Here is a 3,162-nt window from a genome sequence, read left to right as displayed (position 1 = left end):
GCCGGGGCCGGGCGCGGCGGCCAGCAGCCGTTCGGCATCGGGCGGCCCGTCGCCGTTGCGCTGGTATTCGGCGGCGGCCATGTCAGGCCGACTCTCCGGTGATCCCCGAGGTGGATTCGATCACCGGCTTCATCTTCCGCGAGAGGGCCTCGTAGAACATCGACAGCGGGAACTCGTCGTCCATGACCTGGTCGGTGACCTCGCGCGGCAGCCCTGTCAGCGGCAGGGCCTCGGGGCCCTTGGCCCAGACCGAGGCCGGGTGCGGGGTCAGTGTCTTGGTCAGCATCTCGTAGGCGGCCAGCCAGTGGGCCACCTTGGGCCGGTCGATGGAGCGCCAGTACAGCTCCTCGATTTCCCCGCCCAGGGCGACGACGGCGTCCGCCACGTTGTCCCAGTCGATGGAGAGCTTGCCGTCCGTCCAGTGCAGCACCCGGTGCTGGTGCAGCCAGGCGAACAGCAGCTGGCCGCCCAGGCCGTCGTAGTTGCGCACCCGGTTGCCGGTGATGGCGAAGCGGAAGATCCGGTCGAAGATCACCGCGTACTGCACCAGCCGGGCGTGCCTGCGGACCTGATCGGACGCGGTGGCGTCCTGGGCCAGGCGCACCGACTCGCGGAAGGCGGTCAGATCACAGCGCAGTTCCTCCAGCGAGTACAGGAAGTACGGCATCCGCTGCTTGATCATGAACGGGTCGAAGGGCAGGTCGCCGCGCATGTGCGTGCGGTCGTGGATCAGGTCCCACATGACAAAAGTTTCCTGCGTCAACTGCTGGTCATCGAGCAGGGCCGCAGCTTCTTCCGGCAGGTCCAGCGAGGTGATGTCGGCCGCGGCGCGGACCACCGTGCGGAACCGGGCCGCCTCGCGGTCGGCGAAGATGGCGCCCCAGGTGAAGGCGGGGGTTTCCCGCACGGCCACGGTCTCCGGGAAGAGCACGGCCGAGTTGGTGTCGTAGCCGGCCGTGAAGTCCAGGAAGCGGATGGGCACGAACAGCTTGTTGGAGTAGGAGCCCGATTCCAGTTCGCCGATGAAGTCCGGCCAGATGACCTCGATCAGCACGGCTTCGACCAACCGGTCGCTGCTGCCGTTCTGCGTGTACATCGGGAAGACCACCAGGTGCCGCAGGCCGTTGATCCGGTGCTGCTGCGGCTGGAACGCCAGCAGCGAGTCCAGGAAGTCCGGGACGCCGAATCCGCCGTCGCGCCAGCGGCGGAAGTCCACCACCAGTTTCTCCAGGTAGTCGGCGTCGTGTTCGAACAGCGGGGCCAGCTGGCCGATGGCGTCGATGATCACGTCCGTGTGCCCGGCGGCAGCGGGTTTGTTGCCGTCGTCCGGTACCGAGCCGTCGTGGACCTGGAGTCCGCGCAGTGCGGTGGCCGCCTCTTTCAGGCGCAGCCATGCCGGGTGCTGCGCCGGGTTGCCGTGCACGGCGGCACTGGAGTTGCTGCGGGTGGGGGTGATGGTCATCGTCGCCTCGCCTTTCCGTCGGGCCGGGTCTCCCGGCGCCTCACGTCGAATATGCAGCGAGCGTAGCAAGGCAACAGCACTACTTATGTCAAAAGCGGCCGGAGGTTAGGAAGTGTAATGCTCAGCCCCTCGGCGGGCGGGAATGATTAAGCCCGGCTCGTGCTGGCCGGGCTTGAATCAGATGAAACGTGGAAGCGCCGAAGGCGCCCGGGGAGGCGCGGTACGAAAAGCTACTGCGTGTCCTTCAGCGTCAGTGACACCGAGTTGATGCAGTAGCGCTGATCCGTGGGGGTCCCGTAGCCCTCGCCCTCGAACACGTGCCCGAGGTGCGAGTCGCAGCTGGCGCAGCGGACTTCGATCCGCTCCATCCCCATAGTCGAATCCCGCAGGTAGCGCACCGTGCCCTCGGCCAGCGGCGACCAGAAGGACGGCCAGCCGCAGTGGGAGTCGAACTTCTCCTTGCTGGTGAACAATTCGGCTCCGCAGGCGCGGCAGCTGTAGACCCCCTCGGTATGGGTGTCCCAGTATTCGCCGGTGTAGGGCCGCTCCGTGCCGGCCTCGCGGAGCACATGGTATTCCTCCGGGCTCAGCTCCTGCCGCCATTCATCATCGGTCTTGGTCACCGGGAACTGTCCGGCCTCTGTGTTGCTCATAGTCTCTCCAACGTTCACGAGTCGCCAATGTATCCCGAGCCCGAGTACAGGTGCAGGACCGGAATGCCCAGCTTGTCCTGTGCCCGGTTGGCCCAGTCGGTATGGAAGGTATCGGAAATGGAATGCGGCCGGGTGATGACAACGGCCCGGTCGGCGGGATGTTCCGCGACGTACTTGACCAGGGCGGACACGCCGTCGTCCTCGACGATGTCCACGGTGGCGTTGAAGCCCGCTTCCGCCAGCAGCCTGGCGGAGATGCGCCTGGCTTCGTCGGCCTCGTGCCGGGCCTCTTCCGGAGTCGGCTGGCCGTGCGCCAGCTCGCGGAATGCGGTGCCGACCTCCAGCAGGCTCAGCCGCTCGACGAAATCGAGCAGCAGGTTCCGCTTGGTGTCCTCCGGAATCAGCACCCGGAAGGTGGTCTGCCCGGCGGCGGTCTGCTCGCCGGCCAGCCAGCCGAAATTCTGCAGGTCGGCGTCGTTGAGCGGTTCCTCGGTCAGCACGACGATGGTTTCGGTCATGCGCCCAGCCTAATCAGCAGCACAAGCGGGGGACAACAACGCGGCGCGCCGACGGCCGCGCCGGTTAGCGGTCGGCACCGGCACCGGCAAGAATGGACCCATGGCTGTGTTCGAACGCTCAGACCGGTCCGGCCGGAACACCTCCGCCGGCGACGGCCAGCTGCCCCGTGCCCGCTGGCTGCTGCTCGGTGCCTTGGCAGGAGCCGGAGCCGGATCGGTGCTGGCCGGAGCGACGTCGGGACTGGCCTCCTATTTCGCCCGCCAGGTGCTCACCCCGGTCCGCGAGCACGTCCAGGACCTGGAAATCCTGGCCGTGGTCGGAACCGGCCCGCAGCAGGAAATCATCCTGCCGGCCACCCCGGACACCACGGCGCCGGGCGTCTACAGCGTCTATTTCGACGGCGGACGATCCGTGGCGCGGGTGGGCGAGGTGACGTCCTACTCGCCGCGGGAAGGCACGGTCCAGCGCAGGGTCGAGCAGGTGTATGCCGGCGACCTCGCCGCCGCCACGCGCGGCTGGTGGGGCGGT

The 3,162-nt window shown here is 67.6% G+C and carries 4 protein-coding genes; 1 reads left to right on the top strand and 3 read right to left on the bottom strand.

Annotated features, from left to right (window positions below; translation table 11 throughout):
- Positions 1 to 82: 82 nt before the first annotated feature.
- The 3 genes from AC5RUJ_RS13395 to AC5RUJ_RS13385 form a co-directional block, all read right to left on the bottom strand.
- Positions 83 to 1,462, bottom strand: coding sequence for a DUF6421 family protein (locus AC5RUJ_RS13395; RefSeq protein ID WP_494128191.1), 1,380 nt, complete (start codon positions 1,460 to 1,462; stop codon positions 83 to 85).
- 230 nt (positions 1,463 to 1,692) lie between these two features.
- A complete protein-coding gene (msrB, locus tag AC5RUJ_RS13390; protein WP_494128192.1) occupies positions 1,693 to 2,115 on the bottom strand; it encodes a peptide-methionine (R)-S-oxide reductase MsrB in 423 nt (140 codons plus the stop codon).
- Between the two features lie 14 nt (positions 2,116 to 2,129).
- The gene (locus AC5RUJ_RS13385) at positions 2,130 to 2,633 is read right to left on the bottom strand and encodes a hypothetical protein (RefSeq protein ID WP_494013866.1); all 504 of its coding nucleotides are present in this window, start codon (positions 2,631 to 2,633) and stop codon (positions 2,130 to 2,132) included.
- A 100-nt stretch (positions 2,634 to 2,733) separates the two neighbouring features.
- On the opposite strand from AC5RUJ_RS13385, the gene AC5RUJ_RS13380 reads away from it, so the two are divergent.
- Positions 2,734 to 3,162 (top strand): DUF8805 domain-containing protein (locus AC5RUJ_RS13380; protein ID WP_494155992.1); only part of this gene is annotated, 429 nt, incomplete at its 3' end.

The organism is Arthrobacter sp. Y3223164 (assembly GCF_059091005.1).
The sequence above is the reverse complement of the archived record's forward strand: the minus strand, read 5'-3'. Positions and strand labels throughout refer to the sequence as shown.